The organism is Pseudomonas sp. 7P_10.2_Bac1 (assembly GCF_025465935.1).
Classification (GTDB): domain Bacteria; phylum Pseudomonadota; class Gammaproteobacteria; order Pseudomonadales; family Pseudomonadaceae; genus Aquipseudomonas.
The window spans coordinates 67,529-92,389 of the sequence record NZ_JANLNV010000051.1 but is presented as its reverse complement, the minus strand read 5'-3'; the positions used below and the strand labels follow the sequence as shown (position 1 = coordinate 92,389).

Annotated in this window: 19 protein-coding genes and 1 tRNA gene; 15 read left to right on the top strand and 5 right to left on the bottom strand. The window is 59.0% G+C overall.

Annotated features, from left to right (window positions below; genetic code table 11):
* Positions 1-27: 27 nt before the first annotated feature.
* Positions 28-672 carry a YceH family protein gene (locus NTD86_RS09085; protein WP_262201865.1) on the bottom strand — a complete coding sequence of 215 codons (645 nt, stop codon included), beginning with the start codon at positions 670-672 and terminating at the stop codon, positions 28-30.
* A 130-nt stretch (positions 673-802) separates the two neighbouring features.
* On the opposite strand from NTD86_RS09085, the gene NTD86_RS09080 reads away from it, so the two are divergent.
* Complete coding sequence (locus tag NTD86_RS09080; RefSeq protein ID WP_262201864.1) at positions 803-1,312, top strand: DUF1993 family protein; 510 nt, start codon at positions 803-805, stop codon at positions 1,310-1,312.
* Between the two features lie 59 nt (positions 1,313-1,371).
* On the opposite strand, the gene sstT is transcribed toward NTD86_RS09080, so the two are convergent.
* Positions 1,372-2,592 carry a serine/threonine transporter SstT gene (gene sstT, locus NTD86_RS09075; RefSeq protein WP_262201863.1) on the bottom strand — a complete coding sequence of 407 codons (1,221 nt, stop codon included), beginning with the start codon at positions 2,590-2,592 and terminating at the stop codon, positions 1,372-1,374.
* Positions 2,593-2,944: 352 nt separating this feature from the next.
* On the opposite strand from sstT, the gene NTD86_RS09070 reads away from it, so the two are divergent.
* A complete protein-coding gene (locus tag NTD86_RS09070) occupies positions 2,945-4,099 on the top strand; it encodes an MFS transporter (protein ID WP_262201862.1) in 1,155 nt (384 codons plus the stop codon).
* Here the strand turns inward: NTD86_RS09070 and nhaR are convergent.
* Positions 4,096-5,001, bottom strand: a complete 906-nt coding sequence (nhaR, locus tag NTD86_RS09065) for a transcriptional activator NhaR (RefSeq protein ID WP_262201861.1) — start codon at positions 4,999-5,001, stop codon at positions 4,096-4,098. The genes NTD86_RS09070 and nhaR overlap by 4 nt on opposite strands.
* Before the next feature lie 134 nt (positions 5,002-5,135).
* Between nhaR and NTD86_RS09060 the strand changes: the two genes are divergently transcribed.
* Together NTD86_RS09060 and NTD86_RS09055 are read left to right on the top strand one after the other, a co-directional pair.
* On the top strand, positions 5,136-5,378 hold the full coding sequence (locus NTD86_RS09060; RefSeq protein WP_262201860.1) for a hypothetical protein: 243 nt from the start codon (positions 5,136-5,138) through the stop codon (positions 5,376-5,378).
* Positions 5,379-5,408: 30 nt separating this feature from the next.
* Positions 5,409-6,164 carry a TerC family protein gene (locus NTD86_RS09055; protein WP_262201859.1) on the top strand — a complete coding sequence of 252 codons (756 nt, stop codon included), beginning with the start codon at positions 5,409-5,411 and terminating at the stop codon, positions 6,162-6,164.
* Positions 6,165-6,320: 156 nt separating this feature from the next.
* Here the strand turns inward: NTD86_RS09055 and NTD86_RS09050 are convergent, their stop codons facing one another.
* Complete coding sequence (locus NTD86_RS09050) at positions 6,321-6,488, bottom strand: hypothetical protein (protein ID WP_262201858.1); 168 nt, start codon at positions 6,486-6,488, stop codon at positions 6,321-6,323.
* 220 nt (positions 6,489-6,708) lie between these two features.
* Between NTD86_RS09050 and NTD86_RS09045 the strand changes: the two genes are divergently transcribed.
* A complete protein-coding gene (locus NTD86_RS09045; RefSeq protein ID WP_262201857.1) occupies positions 6,709-7,386 on the top strand; it encodes a peptidase C39 family protein in 678 nt (225 codons plus the stop codon).
* A gap of 107 nt (positions 7,387-7,493) precedes the next feature.
* Here the strand turns inward: NTD86_RS09045 and NTD86_RS09040 are convergent, their stop codons facing one another.
* Complete coding sequence (locus tag NTD86_RS09040; RefSeq protein ID WP_262201856.1) at positions 7,494-8,777, bottom strand: NAD(P)/FAD-dependent oxidoreductase; 1,284 nt, start codon at positions 8,775-8,777, stop codon at positions 7,494-7,496.
* Positions 8,778-8,961: 184 nt separating this feature from the next.
* Between NTD86_RS09040 and NTD86_RS09035 the strand changes: the two genes are divergently transcribed.
* From NTD86_RS09035 to NTD86_RS08990, 10 genes are all read left to right on the top strand, one after another.
* A tRNA-Val gene (locus NTD86_RS09035) sits at positions 8,962-9,038 on the top strand.
* An 824-nt stretch (positions 9,039-9,862) separates the two neighbouring features.
* Positions 9,863-11,116 carry a cellulose biosynthesis protein BcsQ gene (gene bcsQ, locus NTD86_RS09030; RefSeq protein ID WP_262201855.1) on the top strand — a complete coding sequence of 418 codons (1,254 nt, stop codon included), beginning with the start codon at positions 9,863-9,865 and terminating at the stop codon, positions 11,114-11,116.
* A gap of 107 nt (positions 11,117-11,223) precedes the next feature.
* On the top strand, positions 11,224-13,341 hold the full coding sequence (gene bcsA / locus NTD86_RS09025) for a UDP-forming cellulose synthase catalytic subunit (RefSeq protein ID WP_410016966.1): 2,118 nt from the start codon (positions 11,224-11,226) through the stop codon (positions 13,339-13,341).
* Positions 13,341-15,608 carry a cellulose biosynthesis cyclic di-GMP-binding regulatory protein BcsB gene (gene bcsB, locus NTD86_RS09020; RefSeq protein WP_262201853.1) on the top strand — a complete coding sequence of 756 codons (2,268 nt, stop codon included), beginning with the start codon at positions 13,341-13,343 and terminating at the stop codon, positions 15,606-15,608. Before bcsA ends, bcsB begins: the two co-directional genes overlap by 1 nt.
* A 5-nt stretch (positions 15,609-15,613) precedes the next feature.
* Complete coding sequence (bcsZ, locus tag NTD86_RS09015) at positions 15,614-16,849, top strand: cellulose synthase complex periplasmic endoglucanase BcsZ (protein WP_262201851.1); 1,236 nt, start codon at positions 15,614-15,616, stop codon at positions 16,847-16,849.
* A complete protein-coding gene (locus NTD86_RS09010; RefSeq protein WP_262201850.1) occupies positions 16,825-20,862 on the top strand; it encodes a cellulose biosynthesis protein BcsC in 4,038 nt (1,345 codons plus the stop codon). Before bcsZ ends, NTD86_RS09010 begins: the two co-directional genes overlap by 25 nt.
* 53 nt (positions 20,863-20,915) lie before the next feature.
* On the top strand, positions 20,916-21,548 hold the full coding sequence (locus tag NTD86_RS09005) for an SGNH/GDSL hydrolase family protein (RefSeq protein ID WP_262201889.1): 633 nt from the start codon (positions 20,916-20,918) through the stop codon (positions 21,546-21,548).
* Positions 21,545-22,213 (top strand): alginate O-acetyltransferase AlgF, encoded by a 669-nt coding sequence (locus NTD86_RS09000; protein WP_262201849.1) that lies wholly within the window; start codon positions 21,545-21,547, stop codon positions 22,211-22,213. The genes NTD86_RS09005 and NTD86_RS09000 overlap by 4 nt, the downstream gene beginning before the upstream one ends.
* An 18-nt stretch (positions 22,214-22,231) precedes the next feature.
* Positions 22,232-23,647 (top strand): MBOAT family O-acyltransferase, encoded by a 1,416-nt coding sequence (locus tag NTD86_RS08995; RefSeq protein ID WP_262201848.1) that lies wholly within the window; start codon positions 22,232-22,234, stop codon positions 23,645-23,647.
* Positions 23,648-23,658: 11 nt separating this feature from the next.
* Positions 23,659-24,807, top strand: coding sequence for an alginate O-acetyltransferase AlgX-related protein (locus NTD86_RS08990; RefSeq protein WP_262201847.1), 1,149 nt, complete (start codon positions 23,659-23,661; stop codon positions 24,805-24,807).
* Positions 24,808-24,861 lie beyond the last annotated feature (54 nt).

Sequence of the window (24,861 nt, the reverse complement as noted above, 5' to 3'; positions counted from 1 at the left end):
CGGGCGTATCAGGCCCGGCACAGCGTTTTACTCCAGTTGCGCCAGTCGCGCTTCGAGTGCCGCAATGCGTGCCTCGAGCGCTTCAAAGCGTTCCAGCGATACCCCTGAATGGCTGCTGCGCTCGCTGGGTTGCTGGCGGGCGGCGATGATTGCTTCGATGTCTGCCGGGTCGCCCAGCGCGTGGGTATAGCGGTCTTCACGCTGGCCGGGCTGACGCGCAATGAGCAGCGCCAGATCACGGGCAATCAGTCGTTCGAGCTGATGCTGGACCTGCTCGGTGTCTTCAAAGTCGTGCATGCGGCTGCTACGGGTCAGCAACTCATTGAGGGTTTGCGGACCGCGCAGAAACAATAGCCCCAGCAGTATCACCTGGGCTGGAACCAACTCCAGCGTCTTGTCGACCTTATGCTCCCAGCGATCCGCGCGACTGCCCATGACCAGTCGGGTAAAACCGCGCCCTTCGAGGGCTCGCAGGCTTTGCCCGACCTGGCCTTGAGTCAGGTTCATCACCGGCTCACGGCTGGTCTTCTGATTGCAAGCCAGCACCAGCGCATTCAGGGTCAGCGGATAGGTTTCCGGGTTGGTGGCCTGTTTTTCGATCAAGGAACCGAGGATGCGGATTTCGGTACTGTTTAGCTGAAATCCGGCGTCGGTATCGTGTTCAGTGCTCATCACGCTTTCCTTGTGCGTTGAAAAGCCTAGCCTATGGCCTGTTCCAGCAAAAAGACAAGCCGCTTGGCAGGCGTGGTATGCCTATAATCGCCGCACATTCACTTCCTGCCCACAGACTGTCGAGACCTTCATGACTATCTCTCTGTACGCTGCTTCTGTTCCTGTGTTCAAACAAATGCTCAACGCCCTGAGCGGTGTGTTGAGCAAGGCTGAAGCCCATGCCACAGCCAAGAACATTGACCCGAATGTGTTCTTGCAGGCGCGTCTGGCCCCGGACATGTTCCCGCTGGTGCGCCAGGTACAAATCGCTGTTGATTTCACCAAGGGTGTCTCAGGCCGTCTGGCTGAGATCGAACTGCCTAAATACGATGACAGCGAAGTGACCTTTGCTGACCTGCAGGCGCTGATCAGCAAGGTGCTGGCGTTTGTTGACGGTATTGCCCCGGCGCAGATCGACGGCAAGGAAGGCATCGAAATCATCACCCGTCAGGGCACGCCAAAAGAAAAACGCTTCACCGGTCAGTCGTACCTGCTGACTTACGGCCTGCCGCAGTTCTTCTTCCACGTGACCACCGCTTACGCGATTCTGCGCCACAACGGCGTAGAAATCGGCAAGCGCGACTACATGGGCGCGTTCTAAGACGCTGTACAGGACGTTACCGCTCAGGAGCGCTAACAAGCGCTCCTGAGCCAGCTGGATTATGCGTGCTCTTCTTTGGCCAGGCAGGCCGCAGCAGTGAACAGCACGTCGGTCGAGGAGTTAAGCGCGGTTTCAGCCGAGTCCTGCAAGATGCCGATAATGAAGCCGACGGCCACTACTTGCATTGCAATTTCGCTCGGGATACCGAACAGGCTGCACGCCAGCGGGATCAACAGCAGCGAGCCCCCCGCAACACCCGACGCGCCACAGGCGCACACGGCTGCCATCACGCTGAGCAGAACGGCGGTCGGTAGATCCACCTCAATACCTAGTGTATGCACGGCCGCCAGAGTCAAAACGGTGATGGTAATGGCTGCACCGGCCATGTTGATGGTCGCGCCCAGAGGAATCGATACCGAATAGGTGTCTTCATGCAGGCCCAAACGCTCGCTCAACGCCATGTTGACCGGGATGTTGGCTGCCGAACTACGGGTGAAAAACGCTGTGATACCGCTCTCGCGCAAGCACAGGAACACCAGCGGATACGGGTTGCGACGCAGCTTCCAGAACACGATCAGCGGGTTGACCACCAAGGCCACAAACAGCATGCAGCCGATCAGTACGGTGAGCAGATGCAGGTAGCCCAGCAAAGCGCTGAAGCCGGAAGTGGCGAGGGTCGAGCTGACCAGGCCGAAAATGCCCAGTGGTGCGAAGCGAATCACTACGCGCACGATCAAGGTCACGCCATTGGATAAGTCATTGAGCACTGTGCGGGTGGTGTCGCCTGCATGGCGAACCGCAATGCCCATACCGATTGCCCAAGCCAGTACGCCGATGAAATTGGCATTCATCAGGGCGCTGACGGGGTTGTCGACCGCGCTCAATAACAGGCTTTGCAGGACGTCGCTGATGCCGCCGGGCGCTGCGATGGCGATGTCTTCAATGACCAAAATCAGGCTGGAAGGGAACAGCATGCTGGCGATCACCGCCACCACGGCCGCGGCAAAGGTGCCGAACAAATACAGGATAAGAATCGGACGGATATGGGTTTCCTGCCCGTGTTTGTGGTTGGCAATCGAGGCCATGACCAGCACAAACACCAGAATCGGTGCCACGGCTTTCAAGGCGCTGACGAACACCTTCCCGATAAAGGCCACCGAGAGTGCCGCCGCCGGTGCAAGCCAGGCCAGCAAAATGCCGGCAATCAGCCCAATCACAATCTGGGTCACCAGGCTGGTCCGTTTGAGCTTGTGCAGCAGGGTAGGTGGAGCGTCAGTCATAAGAGTGTCTCTAGTTGTTGTGGTTGGCGCATTCAAAGGCTCTGGCATTGGCCCAGCACTCGGCCTGCAGGCAGTGGCTGCCCGCAGAAGCGCTTAAACGTGTGAGTTAAGCAGAGTGGAGGCGAACTCAGTCATGTGTGCTGAACACATCTATCTGACTAAGACCAGAACGGGGGGCGGACTTTACCACACAGAAGTAGGAGCTTTCCTACGCCGGGGGTGCTGAGGGTCAGGTGCGCGGCGCTCAATTGGCCCGATGACGAATCATTCTGTTACTATTGCGCATCCCTTTTTTCTTCATATCAGCGGGCCTTTTGGGCTTTCGCTGGCGTTGTCGTCTCTGGAGTTATTCATGCTGTTGCCCATCCTGCTGCTGTCTGCGGCCGGTTTCACCGTGCTCACCACGGAGTTCATCATTGTCGGTCTGCTGCCCTCGATTGCCCGTGACCTGGAGGTCAGCGTGCCGCAGGCGGGCTTGCTGGTCACCTTGTTCGCTTTTACCGTGGCGGCCCTGGGGCCGTTCCTGACCGCCTATTTCGCCCGGTTCGAGCGCAAACGACTGTTTATCGGCATTTTGTTAATGTTTGCCTTCGCCAATACCGTGGCCGCGCTGGCGCCCAATATCTGGGTAATGGCGTTTGCGCGTTTGTTGCCTGCGCTCGGCTTGCCGGTGTTTTGGGCGCTGGCCAGCGAAACGGCTGTAGACATTGTCGGGCCTGAGTATGCAGGCCGTGCGATTGCGAAAATTGGCTTTGGTATTGTCTGTGCGACGGTGTTTGGTATTCCGGTGGGAACATTGATCTCTGATGCGTGGGGCTGGCGCAGCGCGTTCGCGATTCTGGCGGTGATTGCCCTGGCCAAGGCCTTGCTGCTGTGGGTGTACCTGCCCGCGGTCAAAGGCGTCAAAGATGGCGTCACCTTGCGTTCACAGTTTGGCCTGCTGCGCAGCCCGCTGATGATCGGGCACATCGTGCTGTCGGTGCTGGTGTTCAGCGGCATGTTCACGGCCTACACCTATCTGGCCGATATCCTGGAGCGCCTGGCCGGTTTTGACGGCACGCTGGTGGGTTGGTGTCTGATGGGCTTTGGCGCAGTCGGCCTGATCGGCAACTCGCTGGGCGGGCGCATGGTCGACCGCCATCCACTGATTGCCTCGATGGTGTTTTGCACGTTCATGATCGGCGGCATGGTGGCGTTGGTGCCAAGCATTCACTCCACATTGGGATTGGCGGCGGCAATGGGCGTGTGGGGCATTACCCAGGCGGCACTGTTTCTGGTCAGCCATGTCCGACTGATGAAAGCTGCACCGCATGCGCCTGCATTTGCCGCATCGCTGAACATTGCCGGGGCCAACCTGGGGATCGGCCTTGGCGCTCTGTTTGGCGGGCATGTGATCGATCACTACGGGTTGGCCAGCCTGGGCTTTGCCGGGGCGGGCTTCATTCTGGTGTCGATCATGCTCGCTTTGTTGCTGATGACCGTTAAACCACAGGCGGCCTGCGCCTAATCGCGGGCATCGGTGAATAATTCACGGCGCGCGCCCTCGGTAATCGCAACGATGCCGGGGTGCAGGATCTTGCGTTCCACAGTAATGGCGTAAAACGATTCGGTGACTGCCTCGGTCTGGCCGATCAGTTCTACGTCAAACTGGCGCATGATTTCATCGGCGATCACGCTGGGGGCGATAAACACGCCGATGCCTGACTGACCAAACGCCTGCATCAGCGCGCTGTCATCGAATTCTCCGACCATCCGCGGGTGGATCTTCAATTCTGCCAACCAACGCAGCAGGCGCGTGCGGAGCACCGTCTCGGGGCCAGGGATCAGCAACGGCGCATCTTGCAGGCAGTGCGGGAAGTTTTCTGCGTACTCGCTGGCGAGGCCCGACGTCGCAAAAAAACTGATGCCACATTCGCCAAGCTTCTGGCTTAGGCCTTTAATGTCTAGATGGGAAGGCATCGGGCTGTCGGAAATCACCAGGTCAAGGCGTTGAATCGCCAGATCTGCCAACAGCCGGTCGAGCTTGTCTTCGCGGCAGGTAATGCGCATTGGCTTGTCCAGCTCCATGGTCGGAGCGATCAAGCGATAGACAATCGACTTGGGCACCACGTCAGCGACACCGACCCGGAACAACACTTGCTGCTCTTTGGGCGCCATGCGCAACATGCTTTCCAGTTCACTGCCCACCTGGAAGATCTGCTCGGCGTAAGGCAGCACCTGGCGCCCGGTTTCGGTCAGTTCCAACTGCCGTCCTACCCGACGAAACAAGGGCAGGCCATAGGTGTCTTCCAGCAGGCTGATTTGCCCGCTGACGGTCTGTGCGGTCAGGTTCAATTGCTCGCAGGCGCGCACGATGCTGCCGGTCTTGGCAACGACCCAAAAGTAATGGAGTTGGCGGTAATTGAGCATGAGGTCTGCAATACTTCGTAAAAACCGAAGTATAACGCTTAAAAATACGAATTTTCCTGAAGTGTCTGTCTCTCTAGAATCCCGCGTTATTCGCCAACCACGGGTTGGCTGCAGGCTAAAGAGGGCGCACCACGATGAACGTTCAAAAAGCGGGTTATGCCGCGCTGTTGGCAGCAACACTGGCGCTGTTGAGCGGTTGTGATCAGGCAGAAAAGGCAGCGCAACAGATGCTCAGTAAAACCGCTGAGGCTGCCAAGCAGGCCATTGATGACACGCACAAGGCGGCTGAGCAGGCGCTCAATGAAGCCACCGGCGGGCGCTTGATTGAAAAAGAGCCGCCGGCAGAAGAGCGTAAAGAGACGTCGCACACTATTTAAATTGTCTTACTCAAGAGTCAGAACGCACCTATGGAATACCTTTTAGAACTGGCGGTCAGCCCTACGGCCTGGATTGCACTGGCCACGCTCATCGTGATGGAGGTCGTGCTGGGGATCGACAACCTGATCTTTATCTCGATTTTGACCAATAAACTGCCAGAACAATTTCGCACCAAGGCCCGGCGTATCGGTATCGGCCTGGCGCTGATTCTGCGCCTGGGCTTGCTCAGCACCATCGCCTACATCGTGCAACTGACCACGCCGGTGTTTGAAGTGCTGGGGCAGGCCTTCTCCTGGAAGGACATGATTTTGATCGCCGGTGGTCTGTTCCTGGTGTGGAAGGCCACCAGCGAAATTCACCACAATATGAGCCCTGAGGCCGAGGACAAGGCTGAGAGCGTCGCGTCCAAGGTGGCCGTCGGCTTTGCCGCGGCGATCGGTCAGATCCTGATGCTCGACCTGGTGTTTTCCATCGACAGCATCGTCACGGCAGTCGGTATGACCGAGCACTTGCCGATCATGGTGATTGCGGTGGTGGTCGCGGTAATGGTGATGCTGCTGGCCTCGGAGCCTCTGGCCAAGTTCATCAATGAAAACCCGACCGTGGTGATGCTGGCCCTGGCGTTCCTGATCATGATCGGCATGACCCTGATCGCTGAAGGCTTCGGTGCTCATGTGCCAAAAGGTTACGTTTACGCGGCCATGGCGTTCTCTGCCACGGTAGAAACCCTGAACATCCTCGCGCGGCGAGCGCGGGAAAAACGTCAAGGTGCCTTGACGAAGTAATCGCGGGTTGCAACTCAAAACCGTCCATCCTTTTCGGGGTGGATGGTTTTTTTTGCAGCGTTCAAGGGCTATTGCTGTGCAATTGCAAGGCTCAGGACGTAGGGACGAAAGCCCGCGTGGGCTTTCGTCGCGTCTGTTGTGAAACGGGAACAGAGCCTAGTGCGCGTTGGCGGCTCGGGCAGCCGTCTGGGCCGGTTTTTGTTGCGGTTTTGGCTGGGGTTGCGGGTGGTGATGGCGGCTGATGCGCATCAGGCCCCAGAGCATGGCGGCGGCGACGGTCAGCCAGCCGGTGATCAACAGGATAATGGTCAATGTCGGGCTCATAAGTGCCTCCTTTGCCCGCGACGGGCATAAACACACTTCAGATGACAGTCTAGCGCGGGCAGTGTTTCAGTCTATTGACCAAAGGTCGTGCTGCACCAACCGATTGGCTCTATGTACGCGCTTTCACTGTGCTTTAAGGCTATACCTTGCGACAGTGGCGCCCTATGATCGTCGGCCATGGCAGACCTTGCGGTCTGGTGTTCATTCAAAGCGAGGGAGTATGCAGGGAGTGACTGGATTGAGATCGGTGCGTCTGTGGCTGATGGCCGCCCTGGCCGTGACTGTTGTGGGCTGTGCCAGTGTTGACCAGACTGGCATGCGTCGCCTGCCGGAACGGGTGGAACTCAACGGGGGGACTTTTTTTCGCGGTAATGCCCATCAAAGTGGCCCCCAGGTATTGGCCAGCATGCTGGGTGAACAGCGCATCAGAATCACCCCGGGGCTGCTGACCAAGCCCCTCAAGCTGCCTGAGGCTGAGGCGTCGTTGCAGGGCAACATGGAGCAGTTGGCCGGGCAATACGGGCTCATGGTGTATCGGCTGGACCCATCGCTGCCGGCGTTGTTGACCCAGGTTGCGGCTGGCCATCCCGTGATGGTGCGCTTTATGGAAGGCCGGGTCTGGACCGAGCCACGCTATGCGGTGCTGGCGGGTTATGACCGAAATAAGCAAACCGTTCTGCTACGGGCAGGCATGGACCGGAGGCTGATCATGGACTTCAGTAAATTTGAGTCCAGATGGAAAGACGCTGGGAGCTGGGCCGTGTTGATTTTGTCCCCGGACCAAGTGCCGGTGAATGTCGACAAAGAGCGCTGGTTAAAAGCGGCTAATGACTTGTCCCGCCTTGGCCAGGAGCAAGCGGCGGGCAAAGCCATCAAGGCCCTGCAAGCGCAGCAATAAATACCAATAACCCAACGCGCTTGCCCCTACCACTTGGAGCACACGGCCATCCGTGGCCGTGCGGCTAACCCGGCGTCCTGCCGGGCTTGGTCAGGCACAAACCCTGTTTAAAACCCGAACTTGTCGCGCAAGCTGTAGTACCAGGCGCCCAGTGCAGTCAGCGGCGTGCGCAGCAATTGCCCGCCCGGGAATGGGTAGTGCGGCAAGTCAGCAAATGCATCAAAACGCTCGGCTTGACCGCGCAATGCTTCGGACAGCACCTTGCCTGCCAGATGCGTATACGTGACTCCGTGCCCGCTGCAGCCTTGGGAGTAATAAATGTTGTCGCCAATACGCCCGACCTGCGGCAAGCGTGACAGCGTCAGCAGGAAGTTACCCGTCCACGCGTAATCAATTTTCACGTCCTTGAGTTGCGGGAACGCCTTGAGCATTTTCGGTCGGATGATTGCTTCGATATTGGCCGGATCGCGCGCGCCGTATACCACGCCACCGCCGAAGATCAGGCGCTTGTCGCCAGACAGGCGATAGTAGTCGAGCAAATAGTTACAATCCTCGACGCAGTAATCCTGAGGTAGCAGCGTTTTGGCCAGCGCGTCGCCCAGCGGTTCCGTGGTGATGACTTGCGTGCCACACGGCATGGATTTGGACGCCAGTTCGGGCACTAGATTGCCCAGATAGGCATTGCCCGCGACGATGATGAACTTGGCCCGGACTTTACCCTGCGGTGTATGCACCACCGGGCTGGCGCCACGTTCGATGCGCACGGCGGGCGACTGCTCGTAGATCTTTGCGCCCAGGGACTCCACTGCAGCGGCTTCGCCCAGCGCCAGATTGAGCGGGTGAATATGCCCGCCGCTCATGTCCAGCAAGCCGCCCTGATAAAGATCGCAGGCAACTACTTCGCCAATACGGCGCTTGTCCAGCAACTCCAGTTGGGTGTTGCCAAAGCGTTCCCAAAGCTTCTTCTGCGCTTCGAGGTGGCCCATTTGTTTGCTGGTGATGGCGGCAAACACACCGCCGTCTTTCAAATCGCACTGGATCTGATACTTGGCAACGCGCTCGCGAATAATCCTGCCGCCCTCAAACGCCATCTGGCCCAGCAGTTGGGCTTGTTTGGCGCCGACCGTGCGTTCAATCACATCAATGTCGCGGCTATAACTGTTAACGATCTGGCCGCCGTTACGTCCCGACGCGCCAAACCCCACTTTGGCCGCCTCTAATACCGTGACCTTGAAACCGCTCTCGAGAAGAAACAGAGCACTCGACAACCCGGTGTAACCGGCGCCGATCACACAGACATCCGTTTCAACCTCATCCTGCAGGGCAGGGCGCTCCGGCGCCGGATTAGCCGAAGCCGCATAGTAGGACTGGGGATAAGGTGTGTTCGCCATTCTGCAACCTCTGTTTTATATTTTTTACGAGTGAGTTCGATGCTACCTCAGTTGAAATCCACCCGCCAGCCAGCGCCAATTGCGTATTTTCGGGATGAAAATAAAAATTTCGACTATTCATGGGGTTAGCTGCAAAAAAGGTGTTGACACCCCTCCGCAAATCTATAGAATGCGACCCCACAGCAGGCACGTAGCTCAGTTGGTTAGAGCACCACCTTGACATGGTGGGGGTCGTTGGTTCGAGTCCAATCGCGCCTACCAAACAAAATCCGCTCTGCTGGGCGGTCTAGAAGGGCTCACCGAAAGGTGGGCCCTTTTTTGTTGTCTGCGATTTAACATCGTCCTCTAAAAGCGTCAGATTGCCCTCCGCATAAATGTCATAACCCAACCCAGATACGACGCAAATCCTGTTGAGGTTGGCGTCGGTAATGGCGCACCGTTCAACGGCGTTTTCGTCGCCCTATTCACTGCAGATCACTTATTTGGTGTACCTCCTTGGCAGTCGCAAAGTGCGATACGCAGGCCTACAGGCTGCGCAATAAGCCTGACGCTTGGTCTAGTAGACGCCCCCAGGGATGACGCACGCGAAGGTGTCCACGTGGCAAGTAGCAATCGCGACTAAACCCGGCCGATGATTTTTCAGCGGTAGCCTGAGGTTAATGCTCTAGTAAGGCCGAAAAGCGCTTGATTATCAGCACTTTAGAACCACGCTCTCTGCGGATATGGACGCGTTTGCAGTGCCAGGCGGTGATCAACTCTGTCAATCCTGTGCCGCATTTGTGTAACGGCGGTGAGATAACGCTCATTTCATCCATATGCCTCTTTTTGACGACACCTCCACAGTTTTCGCGGGCTCCAGCCCAGCGGGCGGTTATGCGGTGCGCTGGGCGTGTATGGATGTCAATTTTGAAAAAATGAAAATGTCAAAATAATGACGAACTGGATGATTTTTTTTAATTGGAGGTCGGTTTTAGGGTCTGTCATATTCAAAATATTGACGATGCCATATTGATGGCCTAGCTTGAGGTTATCGGTGTGGTGAAGCAGAACTTCCTAATAAAAAGCCAGTGTCACGGGAATTCTTTATGAATCGTACAGATGACATTTCGAATCTTTTCAGTCGATTCGGAGCAAGCGCTGGCAGTTATCACGAGTTCGAAAGTCAGGCCGATTTCAAAGAAAACCAACCCGTCCCGGCCCCCGACAAAGCCCTTGTCGGCCCTGAAGCGGTGCCTGCCCCATCTATCGTTGAAGAACTTGTGGAGGCACCGGTGCAAGAGCCGTTCAGTGAGTCGTTGCCCGAACCTCAGAAGGCCATCGAAGTTGAGTCTCGGGTAACGCCGTCTGTTGACCCGCAGGCTGCTGCGCCGACCCCGCAAGCGCCAGAATCTGCAAAAGCTTCAGAAGCTCAAGAAACGCCGGTTGCGCCTGTGACCGCGCCAAGCCAATTGCGCAATCTGCTCGCTGAAGTGGTGCAGGCCCGTCAGGCTGAGGAGCAGGCCCTGGCCGGTGAGGCGTTACGCCAGGCCGCCGCTCGAGGCCGTCCGGCCAAATGCAAGGCTCACATTGTGGCGCTGATTTCGTTCAAGGGTGGGGTCGGTAAAACCACTTTGGGGGCAGGGCTGGCCAGTTGCTTGCGTCTGGAGGGGGGCCGGACCCTGGCCATCGACCTGGACCCGCAAAACGCCTTGCATTACCACCTGGGTGTCGAGCACAGCGTGTCAGGTCTCGGTAGCCTGAATGGGGCGCAGCAGGGTTTGAACGACCGGTTGCAGCAGGGTTTTGATGATGCCTTGTTGCTGCCTTATGGCGTGTTGAGTGAAGACGAACATCACGCACTGATGCAAGAGATGCGTGAAGACCGGCATTGGTTGGCTCGCCAACTGGACAGCATGGACCTGAATGAAAACGATGTTGTGGTGCTCGACACCCCTACCGGTTCCACTCGGTCGTTGGCGCAAGCTCTGGATGTAGCCGATGAAGTGCTGATTGTCAGCACCGCCGATGCCGCCAGTTTTATCACCCTCGACTCAATCGAACATCTGCTGGGCACTGCTGATGTTCGTCCGGCGTATTCGCGCTGCAGTCATGTGGTGAACCAATTTGATGCCAGTCGCGAATTTTCCAGAGACATGCTGCAAGTTCTAAAGCGACGCCTTGGCGATCAGCTTTTGGCGGTTGTGGCGCTGGACAACGCTTTGGGCGAGGTGCTGGCCTATGGGCGTAATCCCATGGCGCAGGCTGAGCTTTCCCCCGCGTGCGAAGACGTGGTGCTTTTGTCGCAAATACTTAAATCCCGGTTTGCAGCCTCATCTTCTCAAGGGGTTGCAGCCCAGTGATCAACACGAGCGAAGAGCCTTCAAGCGCGACTGAATCCAACAGGACTCAGCGTTTGGCCCGGTCTTTTTCAGATCGTATCGAGCAATGGCCGCCCGGGTTGCGACGCATGCTGGGCGTTGGCGTCGCGCTGTTATGCGCCGTGCTGGGGATATTTGTCATCATCGCGCCCTTTGATTTTTATGCGCAGTGCACCTTCGCCCTGAGCTGTTTCATCGTGGCGCTGATAGTGCGCAAGATACCGGGACGCCTGACGGTGTTGATCCTGATCGCCCTGTCACTGACCGCTTCGTTGCGTTACATGTACTGGCGCGTGACCTCGACCCTGGACTTTGAAAGCTGGCTCGACATTGCGTTCGGTTACGGCTTGGTGCTGGCCGAGCTCTATGCCCTGGCCGTGTTGATTTTCGGTTATCTGCAAACGGCCTGGCCGTTGCGGCGCCAGCCCGTGTTGCTCAAGGCGCCGCCCAGTGAATGGCCGGTTGTAGACGTATTTATCCCGACCTACAACGAAGCGCTGGAAATCGTGAAGCTGACAATTTTTGCAGCCCAGGCTATGGACTGGCCCAAGGACAAGCTGCGGGTCCATGTGCTTGACGACGGCAATCGCCAGGACTTTCGTGAGTTCTGTGAGCAGATCAATGTCAACTACATTGCCCGTGACAACAACCGTTTCGCCAAGGCTGGCAACCTCAACGAAGCCTTGAAGGTGACCAGCGGCGAGTATGTGGCCTTTTTCGATGCCGACCACGTGCCGACTCGCTCGTTTCTGCAAATCAGCATCGGCTGGTTCCTCAAGGACCCCAAGCTGTCGATGTTGCAGACGCCGCACTTCTTCTTTTCGCCAGATCCGTTCGAGAAGAACCTCAACACCTTCCGCTCGGTGCCAAACGAGGGCGAGCTGTTCTATGGGCTGGTGCAGGATGGCAACGACCTGTGGAACGCCACTTTCTTTTGTGGCTCGTGTGCAGTGTTGCGCCGTGGCCCGTTGATGGAAGTCGGCGGGGTTGCGGTAGAAACCGTGACCGAAGACGCCCACACCGCGCTCAAACTCAACCGCGCGGGCTACAACACCGCGTATCTGGCGATCCCCCAGGCGGCTGGTCTGGCCACGGAGAGTCTGTCGCGGCATATCAACCAGCGGATCCGTTGGGCACGGGGCATGGCGCAGATTTTTCGTACCGACAACCCGTTGTTCGGCAAGGGCTTAAAGCTGGGGCAGCGCCTGTGCTACCTCAACGCCATGCTGCACTTTTTTTATGGTTTGCCGCGGCTGGTGTTCTTGACCGCGCCGTTGGCGTATCTGTTTTTTGGTGCGCAGATCTTTCATGCCTCCGGCTTGATGATCATGGCCTATGCGCTGCCGCACATCTTCCACGCCAGCTTGACCAACTCGGCCATCCAAGGGCGCTTCCGCCACTCGTTCTGGAACGAGGTGTACGAGACGGTACTGGCCTGGTACATCATGGGGCCGGTGCTGACGGCGCTGGTGCGCCCCAAGTTTGGTGGTTTCAACGTCACCAACAAGGGCGGGATCATCGACCAGACTTACTTCGACTGGAAGCTTGCCCGGCCTTATATCGTGCTGCTGGCGCTCAACCTGGCGGGGATGATTTTCGGCCTGGTGCAACTGGCACTGGGGCATGAAGGCTCGGTGATCACCTTGCTGATCAACCTGGTGTGGACGGTCTATAACCTGATCATTACCAGCGCTGCCGTGGCGGTCGCCAGTGAGACCCGTCAGATACGTTCAGAGCCGCGGGTGGCAGCCGAACTGCCGGCGCTATTGACCTTGGCTGATGGTCGCGTCATCGAAGGCGTGACCCAGGATTTTTCGCAAAAGGGCATGGGGATGCGCTTGCCCGAAGGGGTCAGCGTGCCCCAAGGCGCGCGCGTGCAGCTGTCGCTGTTCAAAGACAATCACCCCAGCGTCTTCCCCGCCAATATTGTGTTTAGCCGCGGCTCTCTGCTCGGCTTGCAGTTTGATCAATTGAGTTTGCGACAGCAGAGCGAATGGGTCCGTCTGACGTTTTCACGTGCCGATACCTGGGCGTCTACGTGGGGCCACGGCCAGATCGATACGCCAGTGGTGGCCTTGCGCGCCGTGACCCGCATTGGCGGGCGCGGTCTCTATGCCCTGTTTCAAGCCACGCTCATGGAGGCGCGCAACTTAATCCAGCGTCGTCGTGTCGCCTCATCCACTCTAGAAAACGTAACGGACAAATGATGAATTCAAAGTCTATTGCTCTCAGTACGCTGCGCGATCCGTGTCGTGCACTGGCAGGCCTGACCTGTGCCTGGCTGGCCTTGAGTGGCGGCACCGCATTCGCCGAGACAGCTGCTGCTCCGGCGGCCAACACCAATAGCTACACGGTGACGCTCAAGCAACTGGGGCGCAATTACCCCATGACCTTGCGCGGCGTTGATTCCACAGACAGCGTCAATTTCAACGTGCGCGCAGACTCGATCGTGACGGGTGCCAAGTTGAACCTGCAGTACACGTATTCACCTGCGCTGCTGGCTGATCTGTCGCACATCAACGTACTGGTCAATGACGAAGTGGCGGCAAGCTTGCCGTTGCCCAAAGACAAAGCCGGGCAACCGCAGCAACAGACAATCGAGATTCCGGCGCACCTGATCACCGAGTTCAACCGCTTGAGCCTGCAGTTTATCGGGCACTACACGATGAGCTGCGAAGACCCGCTGCATTCAAGCCTGTGGGCCAAGATAAACAACGGCACACTTCTGACCCTGGACGTGTCCCCCCTCGTGTTGCCTGATGACTTGTCGATCTTGCCGCTGCCTTTTTTTGATCGCCGTGACGCGCAGCCCCTGAATCTGCCATTTGTATTTGCCGCATCACCTGACAACACCACGCTGGAAGCTGCCGGGGCGTTGTCTTCCTGGTTCGGTGCCTTGGCCAGTTACCGCGGTGCGCGGTTCACCTCAAGTTTCAACCAGATCCCCACCCACGGTAACGCGGTGGTGCTGCTCAGTGGCCCGGGCGACTTGCAACTGGACGGGGTAAGCCTGCCAGCGGCCAAAGGGCCGAGCATTAACCTGATCACCAACCCCAACGACCCTAACGGCAAGTTGCTGCTTATCACCGGTCGCGACAGTGCCGAACTCAAACGGGCTGCGACCGCTCTGGTACTGGGCAGTCAGGCGTTGTCGGGCAACAGTGTCGTGATCGATAACCTCGCGGTCGTGCAGCCACGCAAACCCTACGATGCGCCTAACTGGTTGCCCACCGATCGCAAGGTCAAGCTGGGCGAGCTGCTGCCTGAGCAGCAATTCAATGTCTCCGGCTATAACCCGGGCGACATCGTGGTGCCTTTGAACTTCCCGCCAGACTTGTTCACCTGGCGCGATTCTGGCGCCCCGCTGGACCTCAAATACCGGTACACGCCTCAAGAGAAATCCAATAACTCGTCGTTTATTGTCAGCTTCAACGATGCATTGATTCAGTCGCAGAGCCTGCCGTCCGAAGACAAGCTCGACAGCGGTGTGCTCAGCGATCTGGCCTCCAACAATGGCAACCTTGATCGCGAAGCCAACGTGCGCTTGCCGTTGAACTCGGTGGCCCTGCAATCACGCCTGCAACTGCGCTTCATGTTTGATTACATCAAGCAGGGTGAATGCCGCGACATCATCATCGACAACATGCGCGGTGCCATCGACCCCGAGTCGACACTGGACTTGACCGGCTACGATCATTTCATCGCCATGCCTAACCTTGGGGTATTCAAGGACGCCGGCTTCCCGTTCACCCGCATGGCGGATCTGTCGGAAACCGCCGTGGTGCTGCCTGACCATCCGGGGGCTGCCGAGCTCAATGCATTCCTGACCGTGCTCGGGCGCTTTGGCCAGGCCACTGGTTACCCGGCGGTTGGTGTGCAAGTGATTGAGGCAGACAAGGTGGCGGGGGCGGCAAACAAGGACCTGCTGGTATTTGCCTCGGGTTCGAACCAGCCGTTGTTGCAACAGTGGGCCGACCGCTTGCCTGCCTACGACGCCAACGGGCAGCAGACATTTCATCTCTCCGATTTGCCCATGCGCATTCGTGACTGGTTCAGCCCTGACCCTGAAGCCAACCTGCGCCAGAGCAAGCTGCAGATGGCGTTTTCGGGTGGCGCCCGCAGTACCTACCTGACGGGCTTCGAGTCGCCACTCAAGAGCGGGCGCAGTGTGGTGGTGATCGCGGGGGGCGGGCCTGACGGCCTGGCCGATGCGACCAATGCGCTGATTGGCGGGGAGGATTACACCCAATCAGTCCAGGGCAGCCTGGTGGTGGTGCGCGACAAATCCATCGAGGCGCTGGTCGCTGACGAGGATTACTACGTCGGTAGCTTGGGGCCGATCAAATACCTGCAATGGCTGATGTCGCGCCATGTGCTGTGGGTGTTGCTGCTGACCGGCCTGGGTGTGCTCGTGCTCAGTGGCCTGGCTTACCTGGCCCTGCGTGCGCGTGCCAATAAACGTCTTAAAGAGTAAGGCCTATGCTTTTTTCGACGGGTGTCAGTGCCGTTCAAAGCCGCTTTCGTGCAGGTGCTTTGTTCGCATTGCTGTTGACCTGGCCGCTGCCAACGACTGCGCGCGCAGAGGCTTGCCGCGTGTCGCCCTGGCCGCTGTGGCAAACCTTCGCCGCGCATTTTGTACAGCCCGACGGACGCGTGATGGATGCCAGCACGCCGCAGCGTCACAGTTCATCGGAAGGGCAGTCGTATGCCATGTTTTTTGCGTTGGTGGCGAACGACCGTGAGGCCTTCGATAAGCTGTGGCGCTGGAGCGTGAACAACTTGGCCCAAGGCGACATCAACACCCATTTACCGGGTTGGTTCTGGGGCCTGGACGAGCACGGAGAATGGATCTTGCTGGACAGCAATTCAGCTTCCGATGGCGACTTGTGGTTTGCCTACGCCTTGCTTGAAGCCGGGCGGCTATGGCATCGCCCTGACTACACCGAAGACGGCCACCAGCTATTGCACAACGTCGCCAGTCAGGAGGTCGCCACCTTGCCGGGGCTGGGCAAGATGCTGATGCCGGGCAAGTTCGGCTTTATCAAGCCTGACCCCGCCACTCCTGAGCAGTGGCAGTTAAACCCCAGTTACATGCCCATCCCGATTCTCCACCGATTTGCAGAGGTCGACCCTGCTGGCCCATGGGCCGAGATCGCCAACAATACGGCGGCCCTGATCCAGGCGGTTTCCCGCAACGGGTTTGTTGCCGACTGGGTGACTTACCGCGCTACCGGCCCCGAAACCGGCGAGTTTGTGGTTGATCCGACCAAGGGTGATCTGGGCAGCTATGACGCCATACGCACTTACCTCTGGGCGGGGTTGATGCCGGCGCCTGACCGCTTGCGCAAGCCCTTGCTCGATAGCCTCAGCGGCATGTTGCAAGCCACCACCGAGGATGGCGCGCCGCCGGAGAAAGTCCGGGTCAAGAGCGGCGAGCGCAGCGGGGCAGGGCCGTTTGGTTTTTCGGCGGCGTTGCTGCCGTACCTCAAGGCCCTGGGCAAAGACACATTGCAACAACAGCAGGCACTACGGGTTGAACAACTCATGGCGCAAAGCCTCACACCCGAGGCCATCGAGCTCGCGCAGCCACCGTATTACTTTTTTGTCTTGAGCCTGTTTTCCCTGGGTTACATGGACAACCGCTACCACTTCCTGATTGACGGGAAGTTGCAACCGATGTGGGAGACAACATGTCTGCGCGCCACCATGCTGTAGCTTTCGGGATACTTGCCGCCCTGATCAACAGCAGCAGTTTTGCCGCGCTTAATGACGCGGGCAAGGCACTGCTGGAGCAGGGTAAATATTGGCAGACTCAAAATGACCCGACCCGGGCCGCCGAGATCTGGAAAAAGCTGTTGCTGATAGAGCCTCAGCAAGTGGATGCGCTTTATGGCCTTGGGCTGCTTGAACTCAGGGCCAAACGAGTGGCGGGAGCCAATAACTACCTGGCGCAGTTGAAAAAATCGCACCCGGGCGAGCCGCTGACCTTACAGCTGGAGCAAGCGATTGCGCTTCAGGCCGGCTCCAACCCGGACCTGCTCGACCAGGCCCGCACCCAGGCCAGAGGTGGGGAGCTGGATAAGGCGGTGGCGCTGTACCGGCAGGCGTTTGCGGGCAAACCGCCGCAAGGTGATCTGGCGGTGGAGTTCTACAACTACTTGAGTTACACCGCCAGCGGCGGCAACGAGGCGCGTCAGGGGTTGGAGCGTTTGCTGCAACAGAACCCGAACAACGCCAAGGCCAAACTGGTGCTGGCCAAGTTGCTGATTCGAAGCGAAGGCACGCGGCCAGAAGGTTTGCGGCGTCTGGCGCAGTTATCGACCCTGCCTGAACTGGGCGGTGAGGCAACCGAGAGCTGGCGCCAAGGGCTGGTCTGGCTGGGCACGCCACGCCCTTCGGATATTCCCTTGTTTGAGGCTTACCTCAAGGCCAACCCGAACGACACTGAAATCCGCAAGCAAATGCTCAGTCGACCCAAGGCTGGCAGCACGGCCAGTATGAACCCGAACCTGGCACGGGGCTTCAAGGCCCTGCAAAACAATCAACTGAGCGTCGCTGAGCAAGCGTTTCAGGCGCGACTCAAAGAGCAGCCGCAAGACCCCGACGCGCTGGGTGGCCTGGGTCTGGTTCGTCAGCGTCAGGGGCGTTTGAGTGATGCCAATGAATTGTTGGGCCGCGCCGCCGCTCGCGGTCCTGACAAGCGCTGGCAGGCTGCGCTCAATGGCAACCGTTACTGGAACCTGCTGGCCCAGGCCGACAAGGCAAGGGCCGGTCAGGACCTTGCCCGCGCGCGCAGCTTGTTGCAGCAAGCCATTGCCAGCAACCCGCGTCAGGCCGAAGGCTACATTGCGCTGGGCGTGGTACAGGCCGAGCAAAATCAGCTAAGCAATGCCCAGAGCAGCTATCAGCAGGCGCTTAGCCTGGACAGCGACAACCCTGATGCCTTGCTCGGGTTGATCACCGTAATGGCGCAGAACGGTCAGGCCAGTCAGGCCATGCAGATGGTCGAGCGCATGACACCGGCTCAGCAGCAGCGCTTGGGCGATTTGCGTCCGTTAAAAGCGGCGGTGGCGGTTGGCAAGGCCAAAAATGCAGCGAGCAGTGGTGACCTCAAAGGCGCAATTACGGCGCAGCAAGAGGCCATTCGCAATGACCCGGACAACGCCTGGACACGCTACGATCTGGCGCTGTTTTACCTGAAGGCCAAGACCCCTGATCTGGCCCGGCAAACCATGGCCGATGCGCTCAAGGCTAACCCGCAAAGCCCTGAGCACTTGTACGCCAGTGCCTTACTGTCGAGCCGGTTGGGCGAGTGGTCCGCCGCGCAGAGTACGCTGGATCAGATCCCCTTCAACCAGCGTACGGCGCCGATGCAGCAACTGGCCAACGAAGCCCAGGTGCAGTCATTGGTCAGCCAGGCCTCGACACTGTCCAAGCAGGGTGACCGCACCCAGGCGCTGAGCCAGCTGCGCCGGGCTGAACTGGCGGCACGTGGCAAGCCGCAGGCCTTGGGCATGCTGGCCTCGGCCTACGTGGATGCAGGTTACCCCGATCACGCGCTGTCGATGCTGCGCAACGCCATTGCCCAGAGCAGCAATCCGCCGGCCTCTTTGCGCCTGGCTTACGCCGGCGTGTTGCTGAAAACCGGTGACGATACCCGGGTCAATCAATTGCTCAATGAGTTGCAGGCTCAGCCTTTGACCGCAACCGATCAGCGCACTTATGACGACCTGCTGTTTTTGTACACCGTGCGTCAGGCGGATGTATTGCGTGAGAAGGGCGATCTGGTGTCGGCTTACGACACCCTGGCTCCGGCACTGGCTCAGCGCCCGAACGATCCATTGGCCAACGCTGCTCTGGCGCGTATGTACCTGACCAATGGCGACAGCGCCAAAGCCATCGCCCTGTATAAACCCCTGTTGCTGGCCGCGCCTGACGATCCGCAATTGCAGATCGGCATGGCGCAGGCCCTGGCCAGATCGGGTGACAAGAGCGGGGCTGCGGCGGCGGCTGATAAAGCCCTGGCGCTGGCCCCCAACGACGCCCAGATACTCGGCAGTGCGGCGGGGATCTTCCGTGCCCAAGGTAAAAATGCCAAGGCTCAGGAGCTCTACACACGCGCCCTGGCCCTGCAGGCACCGCCCAAACAAGATGATCTCAACCCGTTCACCAATACGGCCGTGGCCGCCAACCCTTTCGTAGGGGCGGCGGGGCAGCGTCGTCAGTCGCGATTGGCTAAAGGCAGCGCGCCACAGATTCCGGCGCCTGCACAAGAGCAACTGGCGGCCGCCGACGCCGTTGTCGAACCCGCACCGCGCTTGTATGCCGGCACTCCCGGGCGCGCTGCGCGCACCGCATCGAGCACCGCCCAGGAGCATTACTCGGCCATTCCGTTCGATGATGGAGACTTCGCTGCGCAAGGGGCTGGCGTGGCCCCGGCGAGCGATCCGCAAGAGCAAGCGCGCCAGGCCATGCAAACCGCCTTGACCGAGATCAAACAGGAACGCAGCCCACGCATCACTCAAGGGGTAGCGATTCGCAGCAATGACAGCGAGTCGGGCTTGAGCAAAATGACCGATGTTGAAGCGCCCCTGGAGATTAACCTCCCGGTGGGCGATGACCGGGTGGCCCTGCGGGTGACCCCGGTATCGCTGAATGCTGGCAGTGTCGGGGACTCGGCCAAGACCCGGTTTGGCGGCCCTAACGAGGCTCAGATCGCGGCGGTAAAAACCGTGTTGGCAGGCGCCGATCCAAAGCCTGCCGATTTGGCCGCGGCCAGCGGTGTCAATGGTTCGGCAGGGCGTCAAAAAGATTCGGGCGTTGGCGTGTCGGTGGGCTACGAAATGCCGGCAGAAGGCCTCAAGGCCGACATCGGTGTCAGCCCGCTGGGCTTTTTGTACAGCACGCCCGTGGGGGGCGTGAGTATTGATCGGGCGCTCAGCGATGACAGCAATGTCCGCTACGGAGCCAGTGTGTCCCGCCGCTCGGTGAACGACAGTCTAGTGTCGTTTGGCGGCGCCAAGGATGCGCGCAGCGGGCTTAAATGGGGCGGCGTGACCGCCAACGGTGGGCGTGCGCAACTGGGCTACGATAATGGCGATTACGGTGCATACGGTTACGCCGGTCTTTACAAACTGTTGGGCAACAACGTCAAGGACAACACCCGCGCCGAAGCAGGCGCCGGTATTTACTGGTACCTGCTGAGTGACGATGCTCGCCGGTTGACCGCTGGCCTCGGCGCCACGGCCCTGAAGTACGGCAATAACCAGGGCAACTTCACCTACGGCAGTGGTGGCTACTTCAGCCCGCAAAACTACTTCTCCCTCGGCGTGCCGGTGAGTTGGTCCGAACGCGGTGATCGCTGGAGCTACACGCTGCGCGGCTCCGTCGGCCTGCAGCACATTGAGCAGGACTCGGCCAAGTACTTTGCCAACGACAGCACCATGCAGGCTTCGCTGGAACAGGCATCGGCGGGCTATGCCGCTGCCGGTTCGTCACTGCAGACCCGATCGTCTAGCCAAAACAAAAACGGCATTGGCTACAACCTCGGCGCGGCAGCCGAGTACCGCCTGGGCAGCAATATGATTCTGGGCGGCAGTTTCGGCATGGACAACGCCCAGGATTACAAGCAATGGACCGGGGGCTTGTACCTGCGCTACACGCTTGAAGAGTTCACCGGGCGCATGCCGATGCCGATCAATCCTTACCTTTCACCGTATGCGTATTAAACGTCAGGAGCTAAACCGTGGCAGCATCACTTTTGGCGGGCATGACCATTTTAATGATTGGCGACAGTCATTTGGCGACGCCTGGATACTTGATCACTTCGCTGCATGAAGACCTTGTGGCCCAGGGAGCCAAGGTCCACACCCTGGGGATTTGCGGCTCCAATGCCGGTGACTGGCTCAAGGCCTCTGCAGCGGGGCAGTGTGGTGCTGCCGAGCGACACGATGGCGGCAAGGTGGTGGTGTTGAGTGACAAGACCGCGACCACGCCGATCAGTCAATTGATCGCTGCCGACAAACCTGACCTGGTTCTGGTGGTGCTGGGCGACACCATGGCCGGTTACGACAAGCCGGCCTTTCCCAAGACCTGGGCGTGGACGCAGACCACTGGCCTGGCCAAAGCGATTGCCGCGACGGGCAAGCGTTGCGTCTGGGTGGGGCCGAACTGGGGCTCCGTGGGCGCGCAATATAAAAAGAACCCGGCACGGGTCAAGGAAGTGTCCAGCTTTCTGGCGGCCAACGTCGCGCCGTGCGATTACATCGACTCATTGACGTTTTCGGTTCCGGGGCAAAAGGAATGGGCAACGGTCGACGGCCAGCACATGACAGCCCCCGGCTACAAACTGTGGGGCGATGCCATCGACAAGGCCTTGCTCAATACGCCTGCCGTCAAGGAGTTCAAAAAATGACAAGACCCTCTGCGGAGCTCCTGGCTCTGCCGGTTTTGGCTTTCAGTGCCTGGGCACAGGCGGCCCCTGCGCTGTATTCCACAGGGCCTGCAGAAGACTCGGCGTTCATTCGCTTCGTCAACGCCAGCACTGCGCCGTTGGACGTGATTGCCCAGGCCGGGCAGCCACCGCTGCGGCTGGAAACAGCGCAGCCGGTGTCGATGTTGTATCCCGTGGATTCCAGCAAGCCAATCAAGGGCGCCTTGGCCAGCGGCGGGCAGAAGTTGCCCATCGATCTGAGCATCAAACCCAGTGAATTTGTGACGGTGTTTGCTGTGCCGGGTGGTGCGGGTATTCAACAGGCAGTGGTGCGTGAAAGTCCGGATGATTTCAACGCTTTAAAGGCATCGCTGGCGTTCTTTAGCGTCGATGCGTCGTGTGCCGATGCCGCGCTGCTGGTTGCGGGTCGTAACGTTGAGTTGTTCAAGACTGTGCCGGTCAACACTGCTCGGCGCCGCATGATCAATCCGGTGCAGTTGTCGGTGCAACTGGTGTGCGCGAAGGCCAATGTCGGCGCACCGCTGGATTTGGGTCAACTCAAGGCAGGCGAGCGTTACAGCGTAATGCTGGTGCCTTCGGCCAACGGGCCGCGGTTGTTGCAAGCAACGGACACTCTATCCAACTGACCGGATTATGCCGCCGCCATGGTCTTCGCCTCTCTTGAGTTTCTGACGTTATTTCTGCCGGCTTTCCTGCTGCTGTATGCGTTGGGCAAGCCGCAATGGCGAAACGTCATTTTGTTGATCGGCAGTTGGTTGTTCTATGGCTGGCTGAACCCGATGTTCCTCGCGTTGCACATGGCGTTGACCGTGGTGGCGTGGGTCGGCGGGCTGATGATTGACCGCTCGCGGGAAGACTCGAAGGGGCGCGTGCGGTTGTTGGTTGCCCTGATCGTGTTCAACACCGCTGTGTTGTGCTGGTACAAGTACGCCAACATCCTGGCGGCCACCTGGATGGAGTGGATCACTTACCCCGGCGCCATGCCGCTGGAATGGCAGCGCGTGGCGTTGCCGGCGGGGCTGTCGTTTATCGTGCTGCAGGCGATTTCCTATCTGGTGGACGTGCACCGCAAAACCGTGCCGGTCGAGCGCAGCTTTGTGAACTACGCCACGTACATTTCGATGTTCGGCCACTCGATTGCAGGCCCCATCATTCGTTACGACTGGGTGCGCCGCGAGCTGGTCAAGCGCTACTTCGACTGGCAGAACTTCTCGCTCGGTGCCCGGCGTTTCATGATTGGCATGTGCATGAAAGTGCTGGTGGCCGATACCCTCTCGCCGCTGGTGGACGTGGCGTTTCACTTGGATAACCCATCCTTTATCGATGCATGGATCGGCTGCCTGGCGTACTCCCTGCAACTGTTTTTCGACTTTGCCGGCTACAGCGCCATGGCCATCGGCCTTGGCTTGATGCTGGGCTTTCACTTCCCGGAAAACTTCAACCAGCCGTACCTGGCCCGAAGCATCCAGGACTTCTGGCGGCGCTGGCATATGTCGCTGTCCAGTTGGTTGCGCGACTACCTGTACATCGCCCTGGGTGGCAACCGCAATGGCGCCTGGAACACCTATCGCAATCTGTTTCTGACCATGGCCATCGCCGGTTTGTGGCATGGCGGTGACAGTTGGAATTACCTGTTGTGGGGTTGCGCCCATGGTATTGCGCTGTGCGTGGATCGGCTCTGGTCACGCTCGGCACTGCCGAGCATCCCGCCGGTGCTGGCGCACACCTTGACCCTGCTGTTTGTGTTCATGGCCTGGACCTTGTTCCGTGCACCGGACTTTCACTCGGCGTTGAACATGTACGCGGGGCAGATCGGTTTGCACGACTTCGCCCTGGGTGACGCGCTGGCCGTGACCTTGCGTTCGGCCCATGGCCTGGCGGCCTTGCTGGGGATTGCCTGCATTCTCGCCCCGGCCTTTAAAAGTCGTTATGAACAACGCTTTGGCGGTTCAGCACTGTATGCACCGATAGCGGCCGTGTGGCCGGTGGCGGGCTTTCTGCTCTCGTTCGCGTTGATCGCGAGCCGTGAAGCGGTGCCTTTCCTTTACTTCCAGTTCTGATGGCCGAGCCCATGCCTGACTCTTCCCCAAAAGCGGTGATGCCGAGTGAGTTCACAGCCCGAGTCAGCAAGTTGTCCGGCTGGGTATTCTGCGCGTTTATGGTGGTCAGCTTTGCCTCGGTAGTCTGGTTGTTGATCAGTGGCAAGGTAGACCTGCTGCCGCCCAACCTTACCCAAGACCAAGTGCTGCATGGCGAGGTCACCCACAAGATCGCCAAGCAATTGTCGATGGCGGTGGTGCCTGAACGCGCCGCCGACCTGGAGCGTGCCGCCAGTTGGTTGACCTTTCACGATACGGGTGCACGGGTGCGACCGGGGTGTGACGGCTGGTTGTTCCTGACCGACGAGATGCGCATCAACCGTCATGCCCAAGACAATGCGGACACCAAAGCGGCGGCGGTGCTCGACATTCAGCAGCGTTTGGCCAAGCGTGGCATCGAGTTGCTGGTGGCAGTGGTGCCGGACAAGAGCCGCATTGGCGCTTCGCAACTGTGCGACCTGCGGCGCCCGGCGCAATTGCAACACCGCGCCGAGGCCTGGGTTGCGGCGTTGAACAAGGCGGGCGTCAAGGCCGTAGACCTTGCGCCGACGTTACAACCGTTGGGCGCCGCCGCGTTTCTGCGAACCGACACCCATTGGAGCGAAACAGGTTCATCGGCGGCAGCTAAGGCGATAGCCGAGCACGTGCAGGCCATGGGTATCAGCGCCACGCCCCACACTGAATACGCTCGCACCGTGCAAAGCCCGGCGCGGCGTCCGGGCGACCTGGTGCACCTAGCGGGCCTTGATTGGCTGCCGTTGGGGTCACAACCTGCGCCAGAAACGGTTGCGGCGAGCGCGTTCAGCGAGAAAAAGAGCGGGGCGAACGGCGGGGGAGATAACCTTGATGACTTGTTTGGCGATGACAACTTGCCGAATGTCGCCTTGATCGGTACCTCATTTTCGCGAAACTCCAACTTTCTCGGGTTCTTGCAGCAGGCGCTGGGTGCTCCGGTGGGCAACTTCGCCAAAGATGGCGGGGAGTTTTCCGGCGGGGCCAACACCTACTTCAATAACCCGGCCTTTAAAGACACCCCGCCCAAACTGGTGATCTGGGAAATCCCCGAGCGCGATATTCAGACGCCTTACAGTGAAGTGATTGAGTGGGGGAAGCAGTCGTAACGTTCTTTTGATGGCACCGGCAGTTTGAGACGACGGGGTCTATGCTCATAGTCC

Excerpts from the sequence above, each read along its gene's own strand:
- NTD86_RS09060 (WP_262201860.1), top strand. The coding sequence starts at position 5,136 with ATGAACGTTCAAAAAGCGGGTTATGCCGCGCTGTTGGCAGCAACACTG.
- NTD86_RS08990 (WP_262201847.1), top strand. The coding sequence starts at position 23,659 with ATGCCTGACTCTTCCCCAAAAGCGGTGATGCCGAGTGAGTTCACAGCC.
- NTD86_RS09070 (WP_262201862.1), top strand. The coding sequence starts at position 2,945 with ATGCTGTTGCCCATCCTGCTGCTGTCTGCGGCCGGTTTCACCGTGCTC.
- NTD86_RS09080 (WP_262201864.1), top strand. The coding sequence starts at position 803 with ATGACTATCTCTCTGTACGCTGCTTCTGTTCCTGTGTTCAAACAAATG.
- NTD86_RS09010 (WP_262201850.1), top strand. The coding sequence starts at position 16,825 with ATGTCTGCGCGCCACCATGCTGTAGCTTTCGGGATACTTGCCGCCCTG.
- NTD86_RS09085 (WP_262201865.1), bottom strand. The coding sequence starts at position 672 with ATGAGCACTGAACACGATACCGACGCCGGATTTCAGCTAAACAGTACC.
- bcsZ (WP_262201851.1), top strand. The coding sequence starts at position 15,614 with ATGCTTTTTTCGACGGGTGTCAGTGCCGTTCAAAGCCGCTTTCGTGCA.
- NTD86_RS09045 (WP_262201857.1), top strand. The coding sequence starts at position 6,709 with ATGCAGGGAGTGACTGGATTGAGATCGGTGCGTCTGTGGCTGATGGCC.
- bcsB (WP_262201853.1), top strand. The coding sequence starts at position 13,341 with ATGAATTCAAAGTCTATTGCTCTCAGTACGCTGCGCGATCCGTGTCGT.
- NTD86_RS09050 (WP_262201858.1), bottom strand. The coding sequence starts at position 6,488 with ATGAGCCCGACATTGACCATTATCCTGTTGATCACCGGCTGGCTGACC.
- NTD86_RS08995 (WP_262201848.1), top strand. The coding sequence starts at position 22,232 with ATGGTCTTCGCCTCTCTTGAGTTTCTGACGTTATTTCTGCCGGCTTTC.
- NTD86_RS09000 (WP_262201849.1), top strand. The coding sequence starts at position 21,545 with ATGACAAGACCCTCTGCGGAGCTCCTGGCTCTGCCGGTTTTGGCTTTC.
- nhaR (WP_262201861.1), bottom strand. The coding sequence starts at position 5,001 with ATGCTCAATTACCGCCAACTCCATTACTTTTGGGTCGTTGCCAAGACC.
- NTD86_RS09005 (WP_262201889.1), top strand. The coding sequence starts at position 20,916 with ATGATTGGCGACAGTCATTTGGCGACGCCTGGATACTTGATCACTTCG.
- NTD86_RS09055 (WP_262201859.1), top strand. The coding sequence starts at position 5,409 with ATGGAATACCTTTTAGAACTGGCGGTCAGCCCTACGGCCTGGATTGCA.
- sstT (WP_262201863.1), bottom strand. The coding sequence starts at position 2,592 with ATGACTGACGCTCCACCTACCCTGCTGCACAAGCTCAAACGGACCAGC.
- bcsQ (WP_262201855.1), top strand. The coding sequence starts at position 9,863 with ATGAATCGTACAGATGACATTTCGAATCTTTTCAGTCGATTCGGAGCA.
- NTD86_RS09040 (WP_262201856.1), bottom strand. The coding sequence starts at position 8,777 with ATGGCGAACACACCTTATCCCCAGTCCTACTATGCGGCTTCGGCTAAT.
- bcsA (WP_410016966.1), top strand. The coding sequence starts at position 11,224 with ATGCTGGGCGTTGGCGTCGCGCTGTTATGCGCCGTGCTGGGGATATTT.